Below are 21,356 nucleotides of genomic sequence, written 5' to 3'. Positions count from 1 at the left end.
CTTAATTCTGCGTCTCGTCGGACGACGATGGCTGAGCGAGAATGGTCGCTTCGTCACCATTACCGACTGTCAAATCACCAAGCGAGCCGTTCCGTGTGGGAATTTTCTTTCCCGCCGTTAAATACGTGTACCCGCGTAGCGCTGACTCGAACAATTCAGTGATCTCACCAGCTTGTTCGTGATCGATTCGGTTCGCGGTGATGCTTTCTTCGACCGAATCTTGAATGTTCTCGATCAACTCGCGAACTTCGTATTGAACATAGCTCAGAACTTCGCTGACGGTGTCGCCTTTAACAATCGAACGAACCTTACTCACACCGCCTTCGCATTCGACATGTACGGCGTGCGTATCTCCAAACAAGTTATGGAGATCGCCGAGGATTTCTTGATAGGCCCCGACGGCAAACACGCCCAAGCGGTACGGATTATCCGCTCCTTCAAAAGGATGCAGCAACAGGGTTTTCGTCCGGCCCTGACCACACACGAATGAATCGACCTTGCCATCGCTGTCGCAGGTAATGTCGCCGAGCACCGCATGACGCGTCGGCTCCTGCTGAAGTCGATGAATCGGCATGATCGGAAACTGCTGGCCGATCGCCCACGAGTCGGGCATCGATTGGAACAGGGAAAAGTTGACGAAGTAAATATCCGAGAGCATGCGATCGAGATGCGATAGCTCATTCGGGCATTCGCTTCCTTGTTGAATCAGTTCGCGAATGCGATGACACAACGCAAAGTACAATGTTTCGGCGGCGACCCGCTGTTCGAGCGGCAGGTAGCCACCGCTGAACAGGTTCATGCACAAGTCCATCGCGACTTGCGAATCATGAAACATCTCGCGCATGTTGGCGGCGTTCAGATTGCTGTACGCATCCCAAAGGTCATGGACCGGCTGTTCGTAGTCTTCCGGCGGCCCGGCGGGACTCGGTGTGGCGGTCGGTTCGTCCGACGCGGTCGCCCACCCCGGAAGCTCAGTGTTGCCTTGCCGCGTCACACCCAGCGTTTCCATCACCAGCACGCTGTGCTGGGCGGTGATCGCGCGACCGCTTTCACTGATCAATTGCGGGTGTTCGATGCCGGCTTCGTCGCAAACCGTTTGAATGTGGTACACCACGTCATTGGCATACTCTTGCACCGTGTAGTTCATGCTCGATTCTGAATCGCTACGTGAACCGTCGTAGTCGACGCCAAGACCACCGCCGACGTCCAAGTAGCCCATCGCGGCACCACGACGCTTTAGATCGACGTAGATTCGCGCCGCTTCCAGAATTGCCGATTTCAACTGACGAATGTTTCCGATTTGGCTGCCGACATGAAAATGAAGAAGCTGTAAACAGTCCGCCATCCCCAAGCTGATCAAACGATCGAGCTGCGCCAGGATTTCGGCGACCGTCAGTCCGAACTTGCTGCGGTAACCGCCACTGGCTTGCCAACGCCCCGAGCCTCGGGTCGCCAGCTTGACGCGCATTCCTAACGTTGGCCGGACGCCGATTTCAGCTCCGACACGAAGCGCCAAGTCGACTTCGGTCGCCTTTTCGATCACCGGGAACACACGGCGACCGAGCTTCTGCGCACTCAACGCCAACCGCATGTATTCTTCGTCTTTGAATCCGTTACAAACCAACGGGACATTGGCATCACTCATCGCGATCGCTGCCACCAGTTCGGGCTTGCTACCCGCTTCGACGCCAAACCCCAATTTGGAACCTTCGCCGATGATCTGCTGGACAACCTCGCGCTGCTGATTGACCTTGATCGGAAACACGCATCGATAGCGGTTTTGGTAACCGTTTTCGGCAATCGCGGTCTTAAAACAATCGTCCAGGTGGTGCAGGCGGTCTCGCAAAATCCCGTTGAACCGAATTAAGATCGGGAGTTGCAATCCGCGTTGACACAGTCGGTCGACGATCGTGTTCAGGTCGATCGCGTTGGCCGGATTTTTATCCGGAGTCACCGTCACCGTGCCTTCGGGCGAAATCGAAAAGTAACCATCACCCCAACGATCGACCCCGTAAAGCTCGGCCGCGTCTTGGAGGGACCAAGGAGACGACGCGATCGTGTTTGGTGCGATCTTATTCAATGCGCTCTTATTCAATGCGCCAGTGCCTTTTGAAAAGCGAACGAAGAATCGGGAATACACCCTTTGTAACTGCGCAGGAAGTATCCGTCCAAGCCAAGCTTTTGCAAGACAGCTAAGAACGATAAATCACCGGCGGTCGGCCGGCGTGGAGGCTTGGCGTTTGAAGCGCGACGTCGCCCCGAGCCCTTCTAGACGGCGGTGTCTGGCAACGGGCTGAAACGGCGCCCGATAGCCGGTTCGGCTAGTGAATCGGGCTGGCCGCCCCGTCTTGATAGACTTCCTTGACGCGTGAGAGCGCCTGGATGAAGTGCTCGATCGTGGGGGTGCGTTCGTCGACTTTCGGTTCGATCATTTGCATGATCGCCCGCGAGAGGTGCGGATTCACATTCTGGCACGCTTCACCGAGTGGCATCGGAGGCGACGTATCATGATGGAGCGCCGCCCGGCCGGTGACTTCCTCACCTTGCCAGGGATGCCGAAACGCGATCAGGCAGTAATACGTTACTCCGAGTGAAAACAAGTCGACTCGTTTGTCGGTCGCCCTTCGACGAACGATTTCCGGTGACATGTACAACGGCGTCCCGGTGCGATTCCCCGGAGCCATGTACGGGGGTAAGGCGGGGACGGTCAAGCCAAAGTCGATCAGTTTGACGTCTTCACGATCCGGGGTCAGGATAAAGTTTCGCGGGCAGATGTCGCGGTGGATGAATTCCATCGAATGGACATACCGTAGCGCTTCGGCCATCGACTGAATCAGTTCTAAACGCCGTCCTTCGACGTGCTCTTCCTGCTTCTTGACGATGATGTTCTGCATACTCGGCCCGGCGATATACTCCATGATTAACACCGGATTTCCGGTGGTGGAGACGCCGACTTCGTAGGTTTCGACGACGTTGCGATGACGCATCTTCATCGCGATTTCGCCTTCGGAAGGCTTTTTCAAATGGCGGAAGCGTGCTTCAAATGCCTCGACCTTTTCCGGGTCCAAGACCTTCACGCCGACGATTCTTCCGTCGTTGTGTAGGTCCTTGGCCGCGAAGAACTTTGCCATCGTCCCGGTGACCGCCGTTCGCTCTAGCGCGAAGCGTTCCTTGAGATCGATTCGGCCGCCACCGCCAGATTTGCCGCTGCCGCCAAGCATCGATTTGACGGAATCAAAAATGCCCATCGAGTGTGGCCTACTTACCGCAGTAATCGATCGCGCGGGCGATTTCAGTTTTGAGGTTCTTGCGAGTCACGATGCGATCGATGTAGCCGTGCTCGAGCAAAAACTCACTGGTCTGAAAGCCTTCGGGCAGTTCGATCCCGATCGTTGCCTTGATCGTCCGCGGACCGGCAAATCCGATCAGGGCTTTCGGTTCGGCAAACACCAAGTCTCCCAGTGACGCGAAACTAGCCGCGACGCCACCCATCGTCGGATTGGTCAGGACGCTGATAAACAACCCGCCCGCCTTGTCGTACTTGGCAAGCGCCGCGCTGACCTTGGCCATCTGCATCAACGAAAGGATCCCTTCGTGCATCCGGGCACCACCACCGCTGGCACTGATGATGATCAGCGGTAAATCTTGGGTCGTCGCATGTTCGATCAGTCGGGCCAGTCGCTCGCCGACGACCGATCCCATGCTGCCCATGATGAAAGCGCTGTCGGTCACCGCCAACGCCACCCGACGGGCACGGATCATGCCGGTTCCGGTCAGTGCCGCGTCGGTCAATCCCGTGCGTTTTTGCTCGCCTACCAAGCGGTCGGCGTAACGTTTGCGGTCGGAAAACTCCAGCGGATCGGTCGGCCGCAAGTGTTCGTTCATCGGTTCGAACGTGCCTTCGTCGATCACTTGTTTGATTCGGTCGGTCGCCGAAACGTAAAAGTGATGCTCACACTTGGGACAGACGTTCAGCCGTTGTTCGACTTCCTTCTTGTAAACACTGGTCCCGCAACCAGGGCACTTCAACCACAATCCTTCCGGGACGCCACGTTTCTTGGTCGGCCCCGTGGTTCCTTCTGTCGATTCGGGCATCTTGCGGCTGGACTGTGTTTTGCTGGATGAAGTTTTGCTGGATGAAATTCGGTTGGACGAGTTCGGGCTGTCCGATTTGGAACTGGTTTGGGAATCGAGTGTCGCCATACGCAATTATGAAGCCGGGAAGACTCGGTCACGGCGGCGAGCCACGTCATTCGATCGGAGCCGCCAAGCCGTCGGGAATTTTTCTTGAATCATGCTAAGAGACGGACCAGTTTAGCTGAACCCGGCCATTTTCTCAGCCCCAAAACAGCCGGCCCCGCCGTTCGGGGAGTCCGCCACCGGTTTCGCCCGCTGCAGCTCGGCCGACAACCGGGTTCCCTGACAAGCTTTTCCGCCGAAAACGGTGTATCCTATCGAAGCAAACGCAGTGGCTGACGCGGCGTTTCAGTTTGAATTCAGGATTTCGCAGGACGCTGGGCCGAAAACCTTGGCTTTTTAATTTCATCCGAAGTGCGACGAACATAGTCGCCTTTTGCTCCGCAAAAGTAGCGATGACGTGCGCAGCTTTCACGGAGTGAAAGGTGACGATGGGCTGGACCGAAAGCCTCGGCGGCTTCCGCTACGGGGCGAAATCTGAATTTGAATCAGGCACAAACGCTTGTGGGTCACCGCCGCAAAATTTGCTTCCCTAAGATTCCTTCCCCTACTCACCCCTCCCATGATGTGTTTTCCTCAAACTTACGGTGGTTGGTTCTCCCGGACGGTCGCCGCTATCGCCGCCGTGACGTTGTTTGCGTCCGGGCAACTTCGCCAATCTGACGCGGCAGAAGTGTTCGTCGAATGCGAAAGTTTCGATTCGTTGGGAGGTTGGAAGCTGGACACCCAGTTTATCCAACAGATGGGTTCGCCATACTTGCTCGCCCATGGACTCGGCAAACCCGTCGACGATGCGGTCAAACAGGTCGAAGTCTCAGAATCTGGGACGTATCGGGTTTGGGTTCGCACGTTTGATTGGGTCGCCCGCTGGGACGCCGAAGGTTCCCCGGGAAAGTTCGCGTTGTCGATCGGCGGCGAGAACCTTGAAACGACGTTTGGCACCGAAGGCAAACAATGGGGCTGGCAGGACGGCGGCACCGTGAAGCTCAGTCGCGGCGAGACTGAATTTCGCTTGCACGACCTCACCGGGTTTAACGGGCGATGCGATTGCATCTATTTGACCACCGAACTCGAAGCAACGCCCCCGCCAACCGATGGCGTGCTAACGGATTGGCGTCGTAAACAACTGAACTTGCCCGCCGAACCGTTCGAGCGTGGGCCGTATGACCTTGTCGTTGTCGGCGGCGGCTACGCGGGAATGGCCTCGGCAATCAGCGCCGCGCGGATGGGGTGCCGGGTTGCCTTGGTTCAAGATCGTGGTGTTCTGGGGGGCAATGGTTCGAGCGAAGTCCGCGTGTGGGCAATGGGCAACATTCGCCGTGGAAAGTTCCCTCGCATTGGCGAGATCGTCGAAGAGTTTTCCGACAAGGCGACCAAGTCACCCGGACGCTACGAAGAATTCGGGGATGACTTAAAAGAACGTGTCGTTCGTGCCGAACCACAAATCGACTTGTGGCTGCACCATCACGCCTTTGATGCGGTCGTCCAAGATAACAAGATCGTCTCCGTCGACGCTTTGAACACCAAGACCGGACAGGTGGTGCGAATGCTTGGCGATCGATTCGCCGACTGCACCGGCCATGGTTGGTTGGGGCAATTCGTCGGTGCCGATAGCGACATGGCACCGGGCGGCCGGATGGGGATGAGCAACATGTGGCGATGGGACGAAGTTGACCAACCGACCGAGTTCCCGGAAACGCCCTGGGCACTGGATCTCAAAATGGAAGACTTTCCCTACCCACGTGATCACCACGGCCAATGGTTCTGGGAAAGTGGCTTTGACAAAGACGCCATCGGTGACGCCGAAGGCATCCGTGACTGGAACCTACGCGCCGTCTTTGGTGCGTTCAATGCGATGAAGAATCGCGACGGGGCGAGCGACCACAAAAATGCGGTGCTGACCTGGGTAGCCTATGTCGGAGGACCTCGGGAAAGCAATCGATTGCTCGGCGACGTCATCCTGGAACAAGATGACATCGTTGCCAAACGCGAGTTCCCCGACGGTTGCGTGCCAAGCACTTGGTCGATCGACCTGCATTACCCCAAAGAGGAATTCGCGGACAAGTATCCCGACAATCCATTCATCAGCAAAGCCGTCCACGATCGTCGTGTCGATCGCATGTACGGTTATCCGGTTCCCTATCGCTGTTTTTACAGCCGAAACATCGACAACCTGTTCATGGCCGGACGCAACGTGAGCGTCACCCACGAGGCACTCGGAACGGTGCGGGTGATGAAGACCTGCGGGATGATGGGCGAAGTCGTCGGCAAGGCGGCGTCGATCTGTGCGGCAAACGATTGCTCGCCACGTGAGGTGTACGAAGATCATTTGCCGGAGCTGTTGAAAATGCTCGACTTGCCTGGCAAGGCTCGGCGTAGCACACCTTCGGCACCGATCACGATCGATCCCGGCGCGCTGCCCCGGGCATCGAAGTTTGGCCCGCCAAGTGGACTCGATCCCGCAAAACTTGACGGCATGATCGTCGACGACCGCGACGCCGAACTTCAAGGTGACTGGAAAGATGGTTCGTCCGGTCGACGGTATGTCGGTTACGGCTATCGTTATGCCGGCAACGGCAGCGGTGCGACGGCAACGTTTACATTTGTCGCCAAAGACAACGGCACGTATCGATTCGGGTTGCGAACGGCACCGTTCGACAATCGATCGACTTCGGCGCCCGTCAAGCTTCAGCACAACGATGTGGAAACCAACCACTTGGTGAACTACCAAGGCAGCGAAGACGGTGAATTCGTTTTGGTCACGACGCTAGAGCTTGAAAAAGGCGATACGGTGAAACTGATTCAGTTGACCGATGGCGTCAAAGGCCTTGTTCACCTTGACGCCGCGCAGATGCTCAAGCAGTAGCGAACCGCGTCAGTCTTTCGGCCACGCGGACTTGAGTTCGTGAACCTCCAAGGAATCCACTTGGATCGAACCACCACGAGTTTCAAAATGTAGCCGTTGATTTTCCGGCTGCATCTCGAACGGGAGCGGAACGTAGCAACGTCCGCCGCTGGCGAACACCTCGACGCCCGTCCGATCAACGTAGACGGTCAGACGTTTCTTACCGTCAACGAGCGGCGCGGAGGCTGTTTGATCGTCCACACGAAGCTGTTCGAGCGACGGATCGTAAACGATCATCACGTCGCGCAGATTCAGCACGACCTCCGTCGCATCTCTGGGCGTGAACTCCAAACGCAATTCAATCAATTCGTTGCGAATATGATCGATCGGATTGTCATCATTCGGCGATAAATCGAACGCATCGAACGTGTGCGTTCGATCACGCAAGACGTGCAGTTCCTCCGCTGGCGAGAATGTCAGTCGTGGTCCCTTGTCGGTCGACACCAGTTTTAGGACGAGCGGGATCGTCATGCTTTGATTGAACGGCATGGCCCCAGTCGGCGTTTGCCACCAGCCGATCATGATCCTGCGACCATCTTCTTTCGGAATATCGCTGAATGTTTGAGCCGCATAGAAACCCCGGCCTTGATGTCCCGGCAGCCGCTCTTGCTCCGGCGTGAAGTTCTTTCCGTCGAAGTGGCCGATCGCGTAGGAACTGTCCGCCGCCGTCAGCACCCAGCGTTTGTTGTTGGGATCGCCATCGATCGCTAGTTCAAAGAATTCCGGGCACTCGTAAAGGTATCGCCCTCCCGGTGCATCACCTTCGGTCACGCTAGCCAATTCCCAGTCCTTTAAATTCGCCGACGTGTAAAAATGGATCGTGTGTTTGCCGTCCAGCAACACGTACAACACCATCACCCAGCGTTGTGTTGGCTCGTGCCAAATGACTTTCGGATCACGATTGCCCGGTGTCACTTGACCCAGGATTGGATTGCCGTCGTACTTCGTAAAATTTCGGCCATCGTTGCTGAAGGCAAGGCCTTGAACAGTCGGGCTTCCGGCAGCGGTGTAGAACAGCACCATCGGAGGTTCGCCGTCTTTTCCAAATCCACTGGTGTTATTCCAGTCAACGACGGCGCCTCCGCTGAACATCGGCCCCATGTCATCGGGAAGTAGCTTGTCGCCCAGTTCGGTCCAGTGAACCAGGTCACGGCTGACCGCATGTCCCCAGTGCATGTTCCCCCAGTTCCAGCCGTACGGATTGTGCTGAAAGAACAAATGGTATTCGCCGTTGTAGTAAACCATTCCGTTGGGATCGTTGTTCCAACCGCGAATCGGCGAGAAGTGAAATTGCCCACGCTTCGCTTCTCGGTACACATTGTCGGCGCGTTTACGTTCGTCCATCAGTTCGATCGCATCGAGTGCGTTGGACGACGCGGCCACGCGATCGATGCGAATGGTCAGTTCCTTTCCCGCCCAGCGACTGACATCCATCGGCGCCCACCAGTCTGCTTTCTCATCAGCGATTTCTCCGCCGGCAAGTTCCATGGTATTAACCACCGCTATTTGGCCGTCGACCAACAAGGTGACTTGTTTCTTGGACGCGCCGTTCTTGATGGGAAAGTTCAAGTATCGCGCGTCGGCAAGCAAACGTCGTTCGGCGTTGCGGACCGGGCTTGGCGGTTGTTGATCGGTCTGGACAAGTTGGTCGACATTGATGTGCCCCCAGCCGCCGGAGGCTTGATCGATGATTCGAATCGATGCTTGCTTGCCCTTAAGTTCGCGAACATCCCACGCGTCCTGTTCCAAACGTTCGCTCCCACCGGCTTGGTCATTCGGCCCGGTCGCCGAACGGACGACGTTGCCATCGACGATCAATTGCAATGCCAGTGAGGTTTCGTTTTTTCCACCGCCGATCAGGAATCCGATCCAATCGCGTTGGATTTCAAATGACGGTGACGTAAGCGTCCCAGTACTTTGGTCGCCTTCGTAAAACGTGTTCACCAAACCGTCGCCCTGAAATCCCTCGACTGCCATTTGCCCGGGGAGCGTTCCCTGTGCCGGACCGGGGCCAAAGGCGGTGCCTTGGACGTTCCACGCCCCATAATCGCTGGATTCAAAATCGGCGATGATCACGTCGTCGGATGTTTCTGCGGCGGACGCGACCGGTGACGTCGCCATCACCAACGGACAACTGAATGCGGCGGTCACCAACAAACGCCGCGTGAAGTGCGAAGCAATTTCGGGGATCAATAGTGTCATGATGATTCACTGGCAGGAAGATCATTGGCGCGAAGACTGAGGGGGGAAACGCACCAACAGTGGCAAAGACATCGTCGCCATCTTGGCATCCGAAGTCACGAAAATCTTTTGACTTGCTGCCAATTCTATTATGATCCGGCCATGAACACGCAACGGTTTCAAGAGCGTTTTTTTGCGCAGCTCGGCGACGCGTCGTCCATTCGTCAGATGTTCGATTACCTGCCGGGCGTTTATTTTTTCGTCAAGGATCGCGAGCGGCGGTTGGTCACTGCTAGCGCAATGATTTTGGCACGCTTGGGGATGAAGCATGAGCGTGACTTCATCGGCAAAGTTGACGAAGAGGTTTATCCGCAACGGTTGGCGGCCGCCTATCAAGCCGACGACGAGTGGGTGTTCGAAAACAAAAAGCCCTTGGTTAATCGCTTGGAAGTCTGGTTGGACGAGGAGCGTCGTTTCGATTGGTGTGTGACGACGAAGTTACCGCTATTCGATCGGCAATCGCATGTTGTCGGACTGATGGGAATTTCCAGACGCGATCTCGAACGCGACGTATTGCGCCCAACCGACGAGGCGACCCAGGCGGTGAATTTTCTGCGGCGAAGACTCGACCGCATCGTGTCGGCCGAAGAATTGGCCGATGGAATTGGAACGTCCGTTCGGACGCTCAACCGAAAAGTCAACGCGGCGTTTGGTATCCCGCCGTATGAGTTAATGCTGCGAATGCGAATCCAGTCAGCAGCCGAGTCGCTCCTGAAAACCGACGCAGAGATTTGCAGGATCGCCGTTGACCATGGGTTCTGTGATCAGAGCACCTTCACACAGCACTTTCGCAAACGGATGGGGATGACACCGCGGCAGTTTCGTTTGGCGCATCAAACGTGAATTGGCGTGACTAGCTGCTCCGTCTAGCCCCAAACCTTAAGGACGACTTATTAGCCGACGGACGTTAGTCCCGGTTGTTGCAAAGAAACCGTGGCGAACGCCATTCGGTTATTTCATATCCAACCAGGCTGCCAAGGTTGCTTCGGCTGACGCTTCGCTTGTCTCCGGCTTCAGATCCTTTTGCATCGCTCCGGCCAAGCGGGCGACGTAATCGATCGTGCTTTCGAGTGCGTCGTCGCTTGCCGTTGCGTCCAGTTTGGCGACGAAGAAAACGATGTAGCCATCGCTGTTCTTTTCGACCGCCCACGATCCGATCTTGGTTGCCGAATTTTGTCGCATCAATCGCATTAAAAGTGTTTCCTCGGGAGCCGTCCCGCTCGATTGCACCGTCGACCAAATCCGGCGGACGTCGGCTCGTCCGTGATACTCGGTGTGCTTGGCGACGAAGACGGCTTGCCGGACGTCGTTGCCGATCGCTTGGTCGATCTGATAGTGACCGCTTTCATGTCGGGTGTATTCGATGCCGGCTTCGTCCAATAACACCCGGGTGGGCAGGGGCGCCGATTTCCAAGGGCTTTCCAGCAATTGCCGAATCTCGGTCACATCGACACAAAAACTGACGAGGGCACTTTGGGGCGAAAACGATTGGGCCAACGCAACCAACTCGCCATTCTCGTCAACGATCGGGCCGCCGCTGTCCCCCGGTTTAATTGGACTCTGCGTTTCGACGGCCATGAAATCATGCTCTCCATGCGTCGATTTAAATTTCTTTTGGTAAACCGAACGAACCGTCCCCGATGTATAAACCCACAGGATGTCGCTATCGCCCGGATTGCCGACCAAGTCGACTTTTGTCCCCGGCGTGGTGCTCTCGGCAGCCAGCTTGATCGCGGTGACCGACTCGGGAACTTTGGGCAACTCGATCAATGCCAAGTCACGGCGACGGTCGACGGCGATCACCGTTCCTTGGATACCGAGTTTGAGAATGTTCTTCAGGTAGTGCTTTCGCCGCACGGCGAGTTTACCGCCGGGCGAATCCGGGAAAAACACGACCGCCTTGCGGCTGTCACCGACCACGTGCGAGTTGGTCAGCAACAATTTCTTTTCCGCGTCGACCAAGACGCCGGTGCCGGTGCTGGTTTCATTTTCTGCGTTGCTGGTGATCACCCAGGCGACACTTTGCAGCACCTTTTGATACTTTCCCGAGTCAGCGTTTGCGTGCGATTGACCGATCAAAGCGAATAAAACCGCGATGAAAATGCCCAATCGTTTTGGTGGAGTTTGATGCAACATGCGGATCACCCTAAATCGCCAGTGCGAGTGTTTCTCTGTGAATCTGCAGAACAAAGCGGACGGACGGACGAAGTGTTTCAAACTTTTTCACGCCCAAACCAGACGTCTCGGTAGCCGGGGCTCAGCGAGGGGGGCGGACCACACCGGACACCGGGAAATGCTTTACAATCGGAGTCCCTCCAACCAACGAGCTTTGCCATGTCCCACCTTGCATCGCCCCAATTTGCGGCGCGTTTTCGAAGTCGTCGATTCGTCACGTCGGTGATCTCCCTCATGGCGTTTTCAGTCGCCTGGATCGTGACCGAAGCGACAGCCGAGGACGGCACATCAACGCTTCGCGTCGGAGCCGCGACGAGCAACATCACACCTCCGCTGGGCGAAAAAATTGTCGGCGGGTGGACTCCGGTGCCGGCAACGCTCATTCATGACGAGCTGCACGCACGCTGCATCGTGATCGACGACGGGAAAACCCAGGTCGCGATCGTCGCCTGTGACAATGTCGGAATCCCGCGTGAAGTCTTCGATCACGCCAAGAATCTTGCCGAACAAGCAACCGGATTGCCGGCAAGTCATCAATTGCTCGCGTCGACACACACGCACTCGGCAACAACCGCCCGCGGTGAAACCAAAACGCAGCCTTCGGAAGAATTGACTGCTTACCAACAATTCGTTGCCCGGCGGATCGCCGATGCGATCTCCCAAGCGATGACGCGTCGCCAACCGGCGCGAATTGGATACGGGTTTGTCGACGAGCCTTCGGAAGTGTTCAATCGCCGCTGGTTTGTCACCGATTCTCGTTTGGGAACCAATCCCTTTGGTGGCACCGACCAAGTCCGGATGAACCCGCCACGAGGAAACGCGGCCTTGGATCGACAAGCCGGTCCGGTGGATCCACAGATCAGCTTTCTTTGTGCGGTGGATCTGCAAGACCGCCCGATCGCGCTGCTGGCAAATTACTCCTTGCACTACGTCGGTGGTGTCCCTAGTGGCGAAGTGTCCGCCGACTACTTTGGTTACTTCGCCAAAGCAATCGAACAGCGGCTCGGTGCCGACGAAGAAACGTTTGTCGCCATGCTAACCAACGGCACCAGTGGCGACGTCAACAACATCGACTTCCGAAATTCTCAACCGAAACGTTACCAGCCTTATGAAAAGATGCGTGAGGTGGCCGGCAAAGTCGCCGATCGGGTTCACGAATCGTACGATGCGGTTGAGTTCAAGGATTCAATCGAAGTCGCGGTCGCCGCATCTGACCTAACGCTCGACGTCCGCCAGCCAAGCGAAGCAATGCTTGCCCACTTCGCGAAGTTCAACGCCGACCCCGACGCGGAAACAACGCATCGCCGCGAAGCCATCTATGCGAAACGCGTCGCCGCGATTGCTGCCGGACCGAAAACGGTGACCGTCCCCCTGCAAGCGATCCGCCTGGGTGATCTGGGGATCGCCGCGATCCCCTTTGAAACGTTCGCCGAAACGGGGCTGGAAATCAAAGAACGTGCGCCGACCAAGCATGCCTTCACGATCGAACTCGCCGGAGGATCCTACGGATACCTTCCGACACCGCGGCAGCATCGCTTCGGCGGTTATGAAACATGGCTCGGCACGAACAACGTGCAGAAGGACGCATCGGTGTTGATCGTTGACGAACTGATGCGGCTTTTCGAATCGATCCAGCCTACATCCGATCGGCCAACCGACGGCTCTTGAGCGACTATAATTCGCCCCCAAACAACTGCGTCACATCGATCGCGATTCCATCGAGAATCACTCATCCAAGTACGAAGCCGGATTCGCCCATGTCTAGTCATGTCCCACGCCGATCAGCACTGAAGACCCTCGGAGCGAGCGGGGCCTTGATGGGACTCGCCGAGAACGCCGCGTCAACGGCGTCGGCAGCGACCGTACCGTCGGAGACTGATGCTCCGGTTGTCAACTGGGCGGACACTCATGACCGTGTTTGGTTGGGCGAGAACTGTTGGGCGAATCCGATGGAGGACTGGGTGATCCGCGATGGGGCGGCCGAATGCCTTTCCACCGGCGGTGATCGCAACGTTCATCTAATCACTCACCAATTGACCGACGCCGGCCAACCATTTCGAACCAGCGTGATCGTTTCACAAGTCGAAGTCGCCGGGGCGGATGATGGTGTCGGATTTCGCTTGGGCGTCAAAAGCGACCTGAACGAGCACCGCAGTAACGTGTTCGCCAAGAACGGGATCAAAGCCGGGCTTCGTGACGGAACGCTGTTTATCAACAAGAAACAAGTCAGTGTCGAAGCAGCCAAAACGCCAAAAAATTTGCGTCTGGTTCTCGAAGGCCAACCGAACGGTGACCAAGTCCGACTGACATTAACAGCTATCGACGAACGCGGTATCGACCTGGGGACCGTTTCGACATCGGTCGCCAAGCAAGGCGTGCTCGGAAACATCGCGATCGCCAACAGCTTCGATCCCAAATTCCGCAACCAAGATGGCGCCCGTTATCGGTTTCGAGACTGGTCGGTCAGCGGGGATGCCTTCACCGTCGATCTTGATCGCTCGTTCGGACCGATCCTGTGGACGATGTACTCGCTTAGCGATTCGCGTTCCGATGACGGATTCGTGCTTAAACTATCCGCGCTGACCGGTCCACTCGGCGACGCCGATAACAAAGACATCGATTTGCAAATCAAGCAAGACGATCAATGGAAAACGATCGGCACCGAAACGCTGGACACAGACGCTTGGACGGCGACGTTTCGAATCGCCAACTGGGACGCCTCACAAACGGCTTCCTACCGCGTTGTCTATCGCCAAACGCATCGGAGTGGTAAGGAGACTGAATCGATCTGGTCGGGGACGATTCGTGAAAATCCCAGTGGTCGACCGCTACGGATGGGGGCACTGACTTGCCAAAACGACTATGCGTTTCCTTATCAACCGGTCGCAGAGAACGTGGTCAAGTTGGATCCGGACTTGCTGTACTTCTCCGGCGATCAACTTTATGAAAGTCACGGTGGCTATGGAATCATCCGTCGACCGGCCGATCGTGCGATTTTGAATTACCTTCGCAAGTACTATCAGTTTGGTTGGTCGTTCCGCCATGCGATGAAGGATCGTCCGACGCTTTGTTTGCCCGATGATCATGATGTCTTCCAAGGCAACATCTGGGGCGAAGGCGGCGCGCCGATGGATGTTGACACCGGTGGCGCGTCATCCAACGGTGGCTACATCGAACCGGCACGCATGGTCAACGTGGTCCATCGCACCAATTGTGCCCATCACCCGGACGCCTATGATCCGGAACCCTGCAAGCAAGACATCAGTGTTTACTATGGCGACATGGTTTATGGCGGCGTTGGCTTTGCGGTGGTCGCCGATCGCCAATGGAAAAGCGGGCCCCAGCGAGTCGATACCGGGTCGGGACGCGCCGATCACCTACGCGATCCCGACATCGATCCACTGAAACTCGACAAGCCAGGCCTGGAACTGTTGGGCGACCGACAGCATGAATTCTTGAAACATTGGTCGGCCGACTGGCGAAAGCACTCGATCAAGGTCCTTCTTAGCCAGACCGTGTTTGCCGGGGTAGCGACGCATCACGGCGGCTACAACGGATACTTGGTCGCGGATCTCGACTGCGGTGGTTGGCCGCAATCACAGCGTGACGAAGCGATTCGATTAGCCGCCCCCGCCAAGCCGCTACACATCAATGGTGACCAGCACCTTACGTCGCTGGTGCAGTATGGGGTCGAAAAGCAGCGGGACGGGTTCTGGTCGTTCTGCACACCGGCAATCGCTGCGGGTTACCCGCGCTGGTGGCGCGCCGACGACGTTGGAATGAAGCACGAAAATCGTCCCGTACACGGGCTGGAGCACACCGGTGAATACCTCGACGGGTTAGGCAACAAGGTCTACGTCTACACGATTGGCAATCCGATCGTCCCGACGGCAAAGAACCGGTACGAGAAAGCGCACCAAAAAGCGAGCGGCTTTGGGTTTGTCGAAATCGATCCGGAGAAGCGGACTTATACCGTTCACTCGTACCGCTTCTTGATCGACGTCAACGACGGCAACCCAGAAAACGAATTCCCAAACTGGCCCGTCACGATCCATCAAGACGAAAACGGCGGCGCGAACCGATTGTCCTAAGCCTTTGTGAGATAGCAAGGTTCAGTCTTGGCGAAATCCATGAGCCGAACGCGCTAGCGTCGGGCCTCTGTTGTAAAAAAATCACGACAAGCGGGGCTCGCGGCAAGCCCCGTCGGCTCACAAGTTGACGCCCATTAGTTACGGCGTTTCGCCAGCATCTGAAATCAGGATTAGCCGACTGGCGTTAGCCACGGTTGTGGCCTGGCAGAACTGCGTTGGCCACAGTCGCATTGCAATCACCGTGACGACCTCCCGGTGGCTGATGGATCGCACCTGAAGCCAAATTGAAACGAAGGGACCGCAGTTCACTTCCTTACTTCGAGAGGATGGTTCCCAACGTCTCTGTCATTTTTGCTTCGACATTCATCTCACCCGTCGACGCCTTGACCAAGACTCGCCGCGTCTGCTTGCCACGTTCGTACGGGGTCGAGATATCGAGTTGGTAATTGCCTTCAGGGACGGCGCGAAGATGAAACCGCCCCTTCGAATCCGTGACCGACTGGCTTTTCGATTGATGCCCAACCCACCACGACGGTTTGATCTGACCTTCGCGTTTGACGCGAACGTTCAGCCCCGAGATCGGATTCCCCTTTGCGTCGACGACTTGCCCTGCGATTTCACCATCGCCGGAAATCAAGTTGATGGGACTTGCTTGCAGGAAGCCGTCTTCGGATTCGGAAACCCTTGCTCCGACGGTCGGGCTGACATCAAGGTCGCTACTAATGAACGACACGGAGGCGCGACTTCCACGAGGCACCACCGCTCGGTAGTCTCCCATCCGATCCGTCTTCACCTTCGTCGCGTGCGTGGTCAGAAAATACGTCGCGATGGCGCCGCCGCGTTGCATCCTCGGTTGTTCAAGTTGACTGACCTGGATCGCTGCGTTTTCTACCGGCGCTCCGTCAAATAGCACGGTGCCTTGCACAATCACACCTGGTTCTAAAACGACCTCCATTTCATCCGCCGAATTCCCTGGCAAACTTAAACGCCCGGTGTAGCCGCGATTGTTTTGGATCAAACGCAACTCGGCGTGTCGCTCGCTGGCAATTTCAGTCGGAACGGGTATCTCAATTCGCCCCTGACCATCGGCGATCACGGGACCGGCCAATACACTTTTCATCGGCCGCGGAAGGTTGGAAGGCCGTTCCCCATAAACGACAAGCGAAGCGCCGTCAGCCGGCGAACCATCCGGCATGCGGATTTGAAAACGCCACTTCGGTCGTGGCGGAATCACAATGTCTCCCAGCGATACCGACTCAGAGACAAACAACTCACGATGCAACGACTTTCGCGCCTCCTCGATTGACACATCATGGAATCCCAATAAACCGGGGATCGCGAAACCGGGTTTGCGTGTCGTAAAGACGATCAGTTGGTCGCCTTCGTGGCAAACGAATTCAAATTTACCCTGTTGATCAGAAACGGCACTGCATCGAAATCTTCGATCAATCGTGCTGACCACAATGCCTTCGATCGGAGCACCCGACTCGTCGATGGTTCGGCCACGGATTATTTGCCCGGACTGCAGCCGAATTGTGATCGGTTGTTCGATCGTTTCCACATCGACCGGATGGATGTAGGTTTCTGGGATCAAGCCAGAATTCTTTTCAGGTTGAATTTCGAGGTGTAAACCGCCACGGCGCGAGCGTTGTCGACGTTCGCGATAGCTCTTACTGATTCGAAATTGAAATCGACCATCGGCATCCGTCTGGCGGTGATAGCGAGGAATCACGACCGAAGGAATCGGTTCCCCTTTGGGATCGACAACTCGTCCGGAAATCAGAAAGCCTCGATCGGCGACGGCTTCGCCGTGGTTCTTGAGTACCACGGCATCACTGATTGGCAGATGCCGAAAACGGTTCGGCCCGACCGGGACGTCTTTACCACAAGCAACCGTGTATGACTCGGGAGCGTAGTCTGGATGGGCAACATACACCGTGACGTGAGTTCCGGTTGGGATTCCTTCGAAATGAATGATGCCATCGTCATCTGATTTCGTTCGCACTCCAAACCTGTTCGCGTTAAAACGAAGCACGTCAAACAGTCGTTCCGGACCCGCACCGTCTGCCAAACCAACTGAAGTGACCAATGCGGAAGCGTTCTTGATGGGCTTTCCGTCGGCAACCAATCGCAACGAAACAGAACTCGTCGGAACAACGGAGATTTCCAGCTCCGATTTCACTGGCTCTGACGGCTTCCAATCGACGGTTTGCCATCCCACTTGCTCATTCGTTGTGATCACGACGACCGATAGCCGCACCACGTTAGGGGGCGATTCTGTGAGTGGGATTGCCGCATTCTCAAAGTGAAAGTGACCATTGGCATCTGTCTTCATCTTGGCGATGACTGCGTTGACGGTTTGTTCGTGCCATGCCCTTCGGCTATCGAGAGAACGCTGCGTCCGAGCCGAATTCTGTTCGCGCAGAATGACCATGGCTTCTTGCACGGGGGCACCCGTAGCATTGACCGCGCGTCCTTTGATACTGATCGGGACCTTGCGTTCTGCGTCACCACGATAAGGAACCGACTGGTGGGCTGATTCAATCAAGTTGTGAGTCGGAGTGTAGATCGCCGAGTCACTTTGATCGGAAGTCTTGGCTCCCTGATCGACAGGCGGTTCCGCGACAGAGAACTTAACCTCGACTGTCGTGATCAATGCAATCACGACCAGACATGCAAGAACACTATAGGAGCGACAGGATCGATGCATCAATGGCTGCGGATTCGGATCGGTGATCAGGCGAAGCCGTCGCTCAAGATTCCCATGACGAGACATTGCGATGGCGCATGTCGGAGGTCGGTGGGCGCGCCCAAGGCGACTGACGATGGTCAGCAGGCACTCGGCATATCGATCCGGTGAAATCCATCGGTTCTGACAACTGAGCCACCGACCGGCCTGCTGGTCGGTCGAGCACTCGCGTGATTCCACTAACTTGCGATACACAATTCTCTGTACCGGGTGAAACCAATAAATCGCTTTGGTCAACTCGGCGATGAATTGGATCAACGGATCAGATCGACGAATATGAAACAGTTCGTGCAACAATGTCGTGACTTGCTCGTCATGTTGCCAATGATCGAAACCGTCGGGTAGCAAGATCGTTGGACGCCCCATTCCAAAGACCAGAGGAACCTCGACATGCCGTGAGACTTTGATGCGTGGCTGCTTGCGGAGCCCAACCGCTTCTGCGAGTTGTTGCGCCAACAACAACGTCGACTTCGACGGTGTGACGCCGCTTCTCGCCGATCGAGACAGTGCAGAATAACTTCCGACCATTCGAATCAAGCTGACCGACAAACCTACCAACAACGCTATCGCTAACGGACACCATCCATTGATTGACGTCGCGAATCGTCGAATGGTGAACCGGGAATCGCTTTGATTGAATCGTTCGTTCGCAGGTTGAGAGATCGGTTGGGGAGGAGGCGTTCGCGAAACGGAGTTACGGACAGGGGCAAGCGTCAATGCTTGATCCACGTCATCGTCGCCGGCGAATGAATTGGTACGCGACGGTAGATCAGCCCCAAGCGTGTCGCTGCTCGCCAGTCGATCGATCGAACTTCTCGGTATCGCTATCTCGGATCGGTATCCGCCGAAATGGATTGGGATGATCGCCAGTGATGCGATGATGACGACCAGCCAAATTCGATGAATCGAAACGGAATCAACCAGAGCAATTCTCTTTGCGAACAGTCTTGCACAAAGCCCTAGGATCATGACCTGGACCGACGCGACGACCGTCACCATAACCAACTGGGTGCACCAATCCATTTCTATCATTCCCGTTCGGAGCGATGTTTCTTGAGCAATCGTTGCAATCGAGTGACTTCTTCGTCAGAGAGTTTGGTTTTCGGATCGGCAAGGTGGGTTGCTAGGGCATCTTCGATCGAGCCGCCAAAAAAGATGTCGAGTACTTTGCGAAACGCACGAAGGGCAGCGTTCTTACGTGGGCCGGCAGGTTTGAAGATAAACCGGCGTCCCTCTTGGCGGTGTTTGACGGCACCTTTGGACTCAAGCCCACGAAGTTGTGTCCTCACGGTCGCATTCGCTGGCTGATCCGGCAACGCATCGATGATCTCATTTGCGGTTGCTTCACCAAGCCGATAGAGAACCTCCATGATCTGACGTTCGCGTCGCGATAGGTCGGACTGCAACTTCTCACCCATTTGTTTTATGCCCACAAGCCGAACCAATTGTTAGATTATTAACAATTGCGGACGGCATCTGCTACTTAAAAATGTTATTTTTGTAACACTTTGGGGGATGCTGTCTTGCGAGTCGTCTTCGTCGACAGGCTTTTCAGGAAGGCGATCGCCTTTGACAGAGAGGGGCCGCGAGCAGAAAGCGGCGACAGGCGATGTCATCAGCCTTGTTTTTGGGCCTTGCTTTTGGGGCTTGTCCACCAGCGAGGACCGCTTTCTGTGAAGCGGTTGCGATGTCTGGCGATCGCTACCGCGGCGCGAGGTCAGCCGCCGGTGAGAACCTGAGCGGCGAAGAGTTGGCCGCCGGTGAAAGCCCGTACAGCGGCGGGAAGAAACAACGGCTCGTGTCGCCGTTGTTCTTCGATCATCGATTCTAACTCTGTAACTGCAGAGTTAAGACGCAAGCCGCAGTTGGTTTAGCGCTGGACGCGGGCGTTACCCTTCCAGATACTCCAGACTTGGTCTTCGTCGGCGGGCTGCCCATAATCGGTCCACATCGTGGCAGCGAGGGCGCCGGTCGCCCAGCCGAACTGGGTGCTTTTTTCGGCATCCCATCCATTAAGGACGCCGTAAAGCAATCCGCCAACAAAACCGTCTCCGCCACCGATGCGATCGTAGACACCGATTTCGCGAGGTTCGACGACAACGAAATCGTCGCCGTGTGAAACGATCGCGCCCCAGCGGTGGAGGTTCGCCGTTTCGACTTCTCGCAACGTGGTCGCGAACAGCGTGGCCCCGGAATATTCTTTTTTCACGCGGCCGATCATTTCTTTGAAACCATCGATCTTGGCGGTGATGTCTTTACCGCCGGCCTCGGGACCTTCGATGTCCAGGCACAGCTGGAAGTCCTCTTCGTTGCCGATCAAGATATCCGACAGGCTCGCGATTTCTTTGAATGCTGCCGACAACTCGTCTTCGCGACCGACCCAGAACGAAGCGCGGTGATTGAGGTCGAAAGAGATACGGGCGTTATGTTTTTTTGCCGCCCGTGCGATTTCCAAGCAGAACTGACTAGTCTCTTCCGATAACGCCGCGATCAGACCGCTCATGTGAACGATTTTGGCGCCTTCGTCGCCAAAGATGCGCTCGAGGTCAAAATCTTTAACGTTCAACTTTCGGCCGACTTCGCCCGCGCGGTCATTTTGGACTCGGGGGCCACGCGATCCCCAGCCGCTATCGGCCATGTTTATTTGGTGCCGTACACCCCAGGGGTTGTCTTGCACGAATTCGGGGCCCTCGTAGTCCATGTGCCGTCGCGCCAAATCGTCTTTGATGAATCGAGCGACGGGGCTGGCTTCGACAAACGCCGTCAGGATCTTGACAGGCAGGCCGAGAAACGACGACACGCTACCGACGTTTGATTCAGCGCTGGTCGCTTGCATCTTAAACGTGTCGCTGCAGTGAAACGGTTGATGTTCGGCCGGCGTTAGGCGGATGCCCATGCTGGTCGGGATGATCAACGAGTACTTGGCGTCGGAGCGTAATTCGATCATTGGAGTTTCGTCTGAATTGACAGAGTTGTAACGGGAATGGGGAGGGAGAGT

13 protein-coding genes are annotated in these 21,356 nt (G+C 56.1%); 5 read left to right on the top strand and 8 right to left on the bottom strand.

Features of this window, described 5'->3' with window-relative positions:
- Position 1: 1 nt before the first annotated feature.
- From speA to accD, 3 genes are all read right to left on the bottom strand, one after another.
- Positions 2-2,071 (bottom strand): biosynthetic arginine decarboxylase, encoded by a 2,070-nt coding sequence (gene speA, locus FYC48_RS01645; protein WP_200836545.1) that lies wholly within the window; start codon positions 2,069-2,071, stop codon positions 2-4.
- Between the two features lie 250 nt (positions 2,072-2,321).
- Entirely contained in the window at positions 2,322-3,248 is a 927-nt protein-coding gene (locus FYC48_RS01640) for a serine/threonine protein kinase (RefSeq protein WP_149494956.1), read from the bottom strand.
- A 10-nt stretch (positions 3,249-3,258) separates the two neighbouring features.
- Complete coding sequence (gene accD / locus FYC48_RS01635; RefSeq protein ID WP_149494955.1) at positions 3,259-4,095, bottom strand: acetyl-CoA carboxylase, carboxyltransferase subunit beta; 837 nt, start codon at positions 4,093-4,095, stop codon at positions 3,259-3,261.
- Positions 4,096-4,759: 664 nt separating this feature from the next.
- Between accD and FYC48_RS01630 the strand changes: the two genes are divergently transcribed.
- A complete protein-coding gene (locus FYC48_RS01630) occupies positions 4,760-7,063 on the top strand; it encodes an FAD-dependent oxidoreductase (RefSeq protein ID WP_149494954.1) in 2,304 nt (767 codons plus the stop codon).
- A gap of 9 nt (positions 7,064-7,072) precedes the next feature.
- Here the strand turns inward: FYC48_RS01630 and FYC48_RS01625 are convergent, their stop codons facing one another.
- Complete coding sequence (locus FYC48_RS01625; RefSeq protein ID WP_149494953.1) at positions 7,073-9,304, bottom strand: glycoside hydrolase family 32 protein; 2,232 nt, start codon at positions 9,302-9,304, stop codon at positions 7,073-7,075.
- A gap of 141 nt (positions 9,305-9,445) precedes the next feature.
- Between FYC48_RS01625 and FYC48_RS01620 the strand changes: the two genes are divergently transcribed.
- The gene (locus tag FYC48_RS01620) at positions 9,446-10,186 is read left to right on the top strand and encodes a helix-turn-helix domain-containing protein (RefSeq protein WP_149494952.1); all 741 of its coding nucleotides are present in this window, start codon (positions 9,446-9,448) and stop codon (positions 10,184-10,186) included.
- 108 nt (positions 10,187-10,294) lie between these two features.
- Here the strand turns inward: FYC48_RS01620 and FYC48_RS01615 are convergent, their stop codons facing one another.
- Complete coding sequence (locus FYC48_RS01615) at positions 10,295-11,479, bottom strand: S1 family peptidase (protein WP_149494951.1); 1,185 nt, start codon at positions 11,477-11,479, stop codon at positions 10,295-10,297.
- A gap of 198 nt (positions 11,480-11,677) precedes the next feature.
- Between FYC48_RS01615 and FYC48_RS01610 the strand changes: the two genes are divergently transcribed.
- On the top strand, positions 11,678-13,186 hold the full coding sequence (locus FYC48_RS01610; RefSeq protein ID WP_235034018.1) for a hypothetical protein: 1,509 nt from the start codon (positions 11,678-11,680) through the stop codon (positions 13,184-13,186).
- 89 nt (positions 13,187-13,275) lie between these two features.
- Positions 13,276-15,609 (top strand): alkaline phosphatase D family protein, encoded by a 2,334-nt coding sequence (locus FYC48_RS01605; protein ID WP_149494950.1) that lies wholly within the window; start codon positions 13,276-13,278, stop codon positions 15,607-15,609.
- 313 nt (positions 15,610-15,922) lie between these two features.
- Here FYC48_RS01605 and FYC48_RS01600 read toward each other — a convergent pair whose 3' ends face one another.
- Positions 15,923-19,381, bottom strand: coding sequence for a M56 family metallopeptidase (locus tag FYC48_RS01600; RefSeq protein ID WP_160149271.1), 3,459 nt, complete (start codon positions 19,379-19,381; stop codon positions 15,923-15,925).
- A gap of 5 nt (positions 19,382-19,386) precedes the next feature.
- Complete coding sequence (locus FYC48_RS01595; RefSeq protein ID WP_149494948.1) at positions 19,387-19,776, bottom strand: BlaI/MecI/CopY family transcriptional regulator; 390 nt, start codon at positions 19,774-19,776, stop codon at positions 19,387-19,389.
- Positions 19,777-20,045: 269 nt separating this feature from the next.
- Between FYC48_RS01595 and FYC48_RS27560 the strand changes: the two genes are divergently transcribed.
- Complete coding sequence (locus FYC48_RS27560; RefSeq protein ID WP_160149270.1) at positions 20,046-20,189, top strand: hypothetical protein; 144 nt, start codon at positions 20,046-20,048, stop codon at positions 20,187-20,189.
- Between the two features lie 39 nt (positions 20,190-20,228).
- Here the strand turns inward: FYC48_RS27560 and FYC48_RS01590 are convergent, their stop codons facing one another.
- The gene (locus tag FYC48_RS01590; protein WP_149494947.1) at positions 20,229-21,305 is read right to left on the bottom strand and encodes a sugar kinase; all 1,077 of its coding nucleotides are present in this window, start codon (positions 21,303-21,305) and stop codon (positions 20,229-20,231) included.
- Between the last annotated feature and the right edge of the window lie 51 nt (positions 21,306-21,356).

It is taken from the genome of Roseiconus lacunae, from assembly GCF_008312935.1.
GTDB lineage: Bacteria > Planctomycetota > Planctomycetia > Pirellulales > Pirellulaceae > Stieleria > Stieleria lacunae.
Note: the sequence above shows the minus strand (reverse complement) of the source record. Positions and strands in the feature narration are given on the sequence as shown.

What these genes read in the sequence shown, in the direction of transcription:
- FYC48_RS01615 (WP_149494951.1), bottom strand. Translation starts at nt 11,479, where the DNA reads ATGTTGCATCAAACTCCACCAAAACGATTGGGCATTTTCATCGCGGTT.
- FYC48_RS01640 (WP_149494956.1), bottom strand. Translation starts at nt 3,248, where the DNA reads ATGGGCATTTTTGATTCCGTCAAATCGATGCTTGGCGGCAGCGGCAAA.
- FYC48_RS01600 (WP_160149271.1), bottom strand. Translation starts at nt 19,381, where the DNA reads ATGGATTGGTGCACCCAGTTGGTTATGGTGACGGTCGTCGCGTCGGTC.
- FYC48_RS01620 (WP_149494952.1), top strand. Translation starts at nt 9,446, where the DNA reads ATGAACACGCAACGGTTTCAAGAGCGTTTTTTTGCGCAGCTCGGCGAC.
- accD (WP_149494955.1), bottom strand. Translation starts at nt 4,095, where the DNA reads ATGCCCGAATCGACAGAAGGAACCACGGGGCCGACCAAGAAACGTGGC.
- FYC48_RS01625 (WP_149494953.1), bottom strand. Translation starts at nt 9,304, where the DNA reads ATGACACTATTGATCCCCGAAATTGCTTCGCACTTCACGCGGCGTTTG.
- FYC48_RS01610 (WP_235034018.1), top strand. Translation starts at nt 11,678, where the DNA reads ATGTCCCACCTTGCATCGCCCCAATTTGCGGCGCGTTTTCGAAGTCGT.
- FYC48_RS27560 (WP_160149270.1), top strand. Translation starts at nt 20,046, where the DNA reads ATGTCTGGCGATCGCTACCGCGGCGCGAGGTCAGCCGCCGGTGAGAAC.
- FYC48_RS01590 (WP_149494947.1), bottom strand. Translation starts at nt 21,305, where the DNA reads ATGATCGAATTACGCTCCGACGCCAAGTACTCGTTGATCATCCCGACC.
- FYC48_RS01630 (WP_149494954.1), top strand. Translation starts at nt 4,760, where the DNA reads ATGATGTGTTTTCCTCAAACTTACGGTGGTTGGTTCTCCCGGACGGTC.
- FYC48_RS01605 (WP_149494950.1), top strand. Translation starts at nt 13,276, where the DNA reads ATGTCTAGTCATGTCCCACGCCGATCAGCACTGAAGACCCTCGGAGCG.
- FYC48_RS01595 (WP_149494948.1), bottom strand. Translation starts at nt 19,776, where the DNA reads ATGGGTGAGAAGTTGCAGTCCGACCTATCGCGACGCGAACGTCAGATC.